This window comes from Lentzea kentuckyensis (assembly GCF_002150765.1).
Lineage (GTDB): Bacteria > Actinomycetota > Actinomycetes > Mycobacteriales > Pseudonocardiaceae > Lentzea > Lentzea kentuckyensis.
This window is the reverse complement of the sequence record NZ_MUYM01000182.1, coordinates 1-5,356: the sequence shown is the minus strand read 5'-3', so window position 1 is coordinate 5,356 and position 5,356 is coordinate 1. Positions and strand designations below refer to the sequence as shown.

Genomic DNA, 5,356 nt, shown 5'->3' with positions numbered 1-5,356 from the left:
CCCCAACCAGCGCAACCCCGCTGACCACCCCGAACAACGTCACCCACCCCAACGCCGGCACCCCGGTCAGCCAAGCCAACTGATCAGCGTCCGACCGAGGAGCCTGCCTCCGCCACCGCTTGACCTGCAGCTCCCAAACCGGCCGAACCCCACCCAGCAGCAAAAACCAGGCGAACACATACGCAGCGGTGTCCCGAACCTCACCAGACGCGTAGAACGACACGAAGAAGAACAACCCACCAGTGACGATGATGGACAAAACCCCGAACACGTTGCGAATCATGATCAGCATGGCCGCGAGAAACCCGATGCTGATCCACAGCATCAGCTGAATCTGCTCGTTGGTGATCAACACAGCCGCCCCGAACCCGAGCAACGACGGCGCGATGTACCCGGCCAGCGCCGTGAGCACCATCCCGGGCCCACGAGGCTTCCCCCGGGACACCGTGAGTCCACTGGTGTCGGAGTGCAGCTTGATACCGCTGAGACGACGCCCGGTCAGCACGGCGACCAACGCGTGCCCGCCCTCGTGGGCGATGGTGATCACGTTGCGCGTGATTCTCCAGATCCCGTGCAACGCCACAGCCAGGAACGCGGCCAGCGCGGTTCCCCACGTGATCAGCACTTCGTGGGTCAGCAACTCAGAAGGCATCGCGACATCGAAACAGACGCCCCGTTAGAGCCGCATGTGGGCTCCAACGGGGCGTCTGAAACCGGACAGGGGACCATCCGGGGGCTTGCGAAAAGCTCTCGCGAAAACCTAGTGCTTGATCTTGTCCTTGCTCACCCGCTCGGTCTTCGGGTCGACCACGGCCTGTTCCTTCGTGATCGGCTCCCGCTCGCGCGGGCTCACGGTCGGATCCATCTCCTCGATCCGGTGCTCACGAGTGTCACCAGCGCGGGTGTCGTCCACGCCGTCGAACGCCCGAGACCTCTGCTCCGGCAGCACCGGCTCCTCCTCCTCGATCAGCTTCCGCCGCGCGGGCAGCACCGCGAGCAGGAGGCCGAACAGCGCGAGGCCGAGGTACAGCCAGTTGTCGTTGGTGTTGAGCGCCAACGGGTTGCCGAACTGCGACACCGGGTTCTGGGCGAGGATGCCGGTGATCATCAGGCCCCACACGAAGATCGCGGCGCAACCGACGAACAGCAGCCACCCGTACAGCCGGGCGAGGCCGGACCCGAGGGCCATGAGCAGGCCGAGCACGCCGACGGCCACGAGCACCGTGTTGTGCAGCGGGTTCACCGAGAACCCGAGCACGAACGAGTGGGTGGCCCAGTCGCCCACCCCGGTGCGGGTGAAGCCCACGACGCCGAACACGATGAACGCGATACCGGCCAGCGCGGCCAGAATCTGCACCGGTTGCAGACCGGCGACCTTGACAGTGACGCGGTGGGTCATGACGCCCTCCAGGCTCCATTCTTGTCGCCCGGCGGACTACCCCGCGCTGACCTCCGTCAAACCGTTCACGGACACGTCCGGCATGCCGTTGCGCACCGCGATGACGTTGCGCTTGCCGATGTGGACCACGCGCGCGCGAGCCGGGTTGACCAGGACCGTCATCTCGGCGTTCTGCTCGTTGTACGCGCGGACCTCGACCTGCGTGCCGCGGGCGGCGGCGTTGCGCAGGGCGGCGGCCAGGGTGTCCAGGTTCCACGGCTTGACCAGGCGGAACTGGAACTCGTCCACGTGCAGCACGGCCCAGTGCTCGGTGTCGGTGGGTGGATCGGTCGGATTCATCTGCAAATCCCCCTCATAACGGATGGTGGGCTCCGGGAACGCCGCGCCCACCGCTCGGCGCCCCCGGAAGTAGTTGTCACAAACGATGGATCACGGCAGCTGGGTCACCACGTACGAGACCCGGTAGAACGCACCGGCGCCCGCGACGTCGCGCTGCACCGAGGCCGCGCGGCAGGGCACGCGGAACGAACCGATGACGGTGTCGATGGTGGGGTCGTCCTCGACGACGGACACCGCAACGAAGCCTCCTGGCGCGATGAACTCCGTGATCTGGTCGGGGTTCCCGAGCTCGGAGGCCTCTCTCGTCTGACCTTCGGTGAAGGTGCGGGTTCCGGTTCTCTCGTCACCGACCCGCAGGTAGATCTCGTCCGTCGGCGTCTCCTGCAGGTCCAGGGCCCGCACCTCGGTGATGCGCAGCTCGCACCCACCGGCCATGGCGACCTGTGCGTGCGACGTGCCCGCGGTGGCGGCGGCGATTCCGCCGGCAAGAGACATCACGGCTGCGACGCGCCTGAGGTTCATCTCGTTCTCCTTCAGCAGGGTTTCTGTTGCCCCTCAAGGAAAACTCAGAAGGCACCACCGGCACATCCAGAGCAATACCTAGGTTTGGTCGCGCGCGATCCGCGCCGCCTCCGACCGGTTGCCCGCGCCGAGCTTCGCCAGCACGTGCGACACGTGCAGCCCGACGGTCCGCACGCTCAGCACCAGTTCCGAGGCGATCTCCTTGTTGGTGCGGCCCCACCCCAGCAGTTCCAGCACGTCGCGCTCACGCGGGGTCAGCGTGCCGATCTGCGGTTTGTCCTCGTGCAGCAACGGGATCCGTTGCCGGCGGGCCTGCCGGTCGATCATCTTGGCCAGCGGCCGCGCGTCGAGTCGTCGCGCGGCGCGGTCGGCGTGCCGGAGCGCTTCCGGTTCGCCACAACGGGTTCGGGCGTACGCGGCCTGGTACGGCATCTTCAGCCGGTCCCACTGGAGTGCGATCTCCGCCCAGGAGTCGCGGCCGGCCTCGGCGAACGCCACCCGGCGCCACACCTCGTCCTCGGGACCGTGCGGCAACGGCAACCGGGCCAGCAGTTCCTGTTCCGTCGCTTCCGGATCGTCGAGCCGGGTCACCCGGCCGCCCGCCGCCTGCAGATCGCGGGCGGCACCCAGGCCTTCCACGCACAACCGCAGCACCTCGCCACGGGTCATCGCCTCCGGCGCGTCCGCCACGGTCTCGCGGCACAGCTCGACCGCCGCCCGGTACCGACCTTTCGCCCTGGCCGCAACGGCTCTGGCGTACGTGCACTGGGCCGCGAACAACGCGTCCGGCCCGTCGACGGTCTTCTCCGCTTCCTCGATCAGGTCGTCGGGATCGCGCCCGCGCAACGCCGCGGCCTCCGCCTTGCACAGCAGGATCCGCGCGGCCTTGTTGCCTGGGATGGTGTCCGGAACCTCCAACTCGTCCAGCTCCTGCCACCGTCCGAGGGCGAACAGGCTGGTCGCGAGGTTGTAGCGGATCACCGCGCTGAACGTCGGCGGAAGTCCCTGAATCCTGAGGCGGGTCAACGCTTCCTTGCCGATGCGCGCGCTGCGTTCGTGCCGCCCGGCACTGCCGAGCACGAAGGTCAGATTGCCCACGGCCCTGGTGAGCTCACGGAGGCAACCGCTGCGATGCGCGGCCGTGCGTGCCTCTTCCAACGTGGTGATGCCGAGTTCCACGTCCCCGAGGAACGCCTCGCACACACCCCGCACGCTCAACGCATAGGCGCGAACGGCATCGTCGTCCGTGTCGACCGAACCGGCGAGCGTCATCGCTTCGCGGTACTCGCCCTGCGACATGAGCCAGCTCGCCTCGGCGGCCGCGACGCGCACGACCATCTCACCTTCGGCCAATCCCTTGGCCTCCAGCAACGTCTCGTGTGCGGCGGCGCGGTCGCCCAGCACGAACTGACAGTCCCACAACAGGTACAGCAGCTCGCAGCGGTCACCGGTGCCGGCGAGTGCCTTGCGCAGCTCCGAAGCGGCGTCCTGCGGCCTTCCCGCCCACCGCAACGCCTTCGCTCGCTCCAGCGCTTCCCGCACGTTCCTTAAGGAGGCGGGAAACCGGAATCAGATACGGCCTTTGCGCCCGATGCTCGCGTACGCGCCCGGTACGACGATCGGCGGCTCGATCAACAGCCCTTCCATCAGCTGCTCGACCGGGGCCGGGTGCGACACCACCAGGAACCCGCCCGCGGGCAACGCGTGCCGGTACCGGCGCACGACCCGTCCCGGCCCGGTGGAGTCGTCGACGTACCTCAGGACGTCGACCATCAGCACCGCGTACGGCTCGCGGAGATCGAGATGGGACACCACGCCCGGATGCCTCAGCACCTGCTCGGGGCGGCGCAGATCGGCCTCCACCGCGCACGTCCGCGGCTCGCCGCGCAGCAGCCCGCGGGCGAACGCCACCGTCACCGGGTCCGAGTCCACGTACACGACCCGCGCGTCGGGCAGCGTCTGGTGCGGCGCACCGCACGTCGGGATGCCCGAACCGAGGTCGAGGAACTGGCGAACGCCCGCCGCCCAGCAGTGCCGGACGGCGTGCTTGAGGAACGTCCGCTGGGCTCGGGTGACCAGCGGCAGTTCCGGGTCGATCCGGACCGCCTGTTTGGCGAACGCCCGGTCGGCGGCGTAGTTGTGCGCGCCGCCGAGGTAGAAGTCGTGGATCCGCGCGGCGTTCGGCCGACGTACGTCGACCTCGTAGCGTGCGAAGGCGGGGACCGCAGCCATTCGCAGAGCGTAACTGGCGTCTAGACCATTCGGGCGAAGTTTCGCCAAGATTCTTTGGGTCCGTCTGACATCGACCCGTGGAGAGCGGGCCCAGTCCACCCCACGAAGACCGGGCCACGTAGCGCGTACGGGGATCGAACCCGTGTTTCCGGATTGAGAGTCCAGCGTCCTGACCACTAGACGAACACGCCCAGCACGAGCATTGACACAAAAATGCTCGCAGAGATAAGAAGAAAGCGAACTAGCTGGTCACAGCTTCGAGGGCGCTCCAGCCCATTCCTCTGCGGTAATCATGCAACAATGATGACCGAGAGCACGCCGGCATCGCAAAGCAATTAATCGAGCCACGTGAGCGCGAGCCACAGCGAAGCACGCGTGTCGGCCGAGTCAAGATCACGACCGAGCAACCGCTCGACGTGTGAAATTCGGTGCCGAACGCTGTTGCGGTGCACCCCGAGGGTCGCCGCGGCGCGGTCCCAGCTGCCGTGCTGCCCCAGCCAGGCGCGCAGGGTCTCGACCAACTCGGGCCGTCCGAGCAGGCCGGCGAGCTCCCGGCGGGCGAAGGCGCGCGCCGCCACCGGGTCGACCAACGACGACAGGCCAGCGGCGGGAAACGCCGGCGCCCCGGTTGCCAGCGCCCGCGCCAGCAGCGCCGAGGCCTCCGCCACGGCTCCCGTGATGCCCGACTCCGGCACCTCCGCGGACACCCCGACCGGGCCGGACACCTCGAACCCGGCCGGCACCAGCGCCAGGAACCCGTCCTCCACCTTCGACACCAGCGGCCCGTACCGCTGCGCCAGCACGTCGTAGTCCGCCCGCGACTCCCCCGCCACCACCCGGTACGGCCCCGGCCCCAGCACGTTC

At 68.3% G+C, this 5,356-nt stretch carries 7 protein-coding genes and 1 tRNA gene; all 8 read right to left on the bottom strand.

Annotation, left to right across the window (positions count from 1 at the left end):
- The coding region (locus tag B0F77_RS45505) for a M50 family metallopeptidase (RefSeq protein ID WP_086669275.1) at nucleotides 1–652 on the bottom strand (652 nt) is incomplete at its 3' end.
- Nucleotides 653–760: 108 nt separating this feature from the next.
- Nucleotides 761–1,399 carry a DUF4383 domain-containing protein gene (locus tag B0F77_RS45500; RefSeq protein ID WP_086669274.1) on the bottom strand — a complete coding sequence of 213 codons (639 nt, stop codon included), beginning with the start codon at nucleotides 1,397–1,399 and terminating at the stop codon, nucleotides 761–763.
- 36 nt (nucleotides 1,400–1,435) lie between these two features.
- Nucleotides 1,436–1,738, bottom strand: coding sequence for a hypothetical protein (locus B0F77_RS45495; protein WP_086669273.1), 303 nt, complete (start codon nucleotides 1,736–1,738; stop codon nucleotides 1,436–1,438).
- A 90-nt stretch (nucleotides 1,739–1,828) separates the two neighbouring features.
- A complete protein-coding gene (locus B0F77_RS45490) occupies nucleotides 1,829–2,260 on the bottom strand; it encodes a hypothetical protein (RefSeq protein ID WP_086669272.1) in 432 nt (143 codons plus the stop codon).
- A 78-nt stretch (nucleotides 2,261–2,338) separates the two neighbouring features.
- A complete protein-coding gene (locus B0F77_RS45485; RefSeq protein WP_086669271.1) occupies nucleotides 2,339–3,802 on the bottom strand; it encodes a LuxR C-terminal-related transcriptional regulator in 1,464 nt (487 codons plus the stop codon).
- A gap of 27 nt (nucleotides 3,803–3,829) precedes the next feature.
- Entirely contained in the window at nucleotides 3,830–4,492 is a 663-nt protein-coding gene (locus tag B0F77_RS45480; RefSeq protein WP_086669270.1) for an SAM-dependent methyltransferase, read from the bottom strand.
- A gap of 119 nt (nucleotides 4,493–4,611) precedes the next feature.
- A tRNA-Glu gene (locus B0F77_RS45475) sits at nucleotides 4,612–4,683 on the bottom strand.
- Between the two features lie 144 nt (nucleotides 4,684–4,827).
- Nucleotides 4,828–5,356, bottom strand: a 529-nt coding sequence (locus B0F77_RS45470) for a PucR family transcriptional regulator (protein ID WP_143467275.1), incomplete at its 5' end; no start/stop codon positions are given.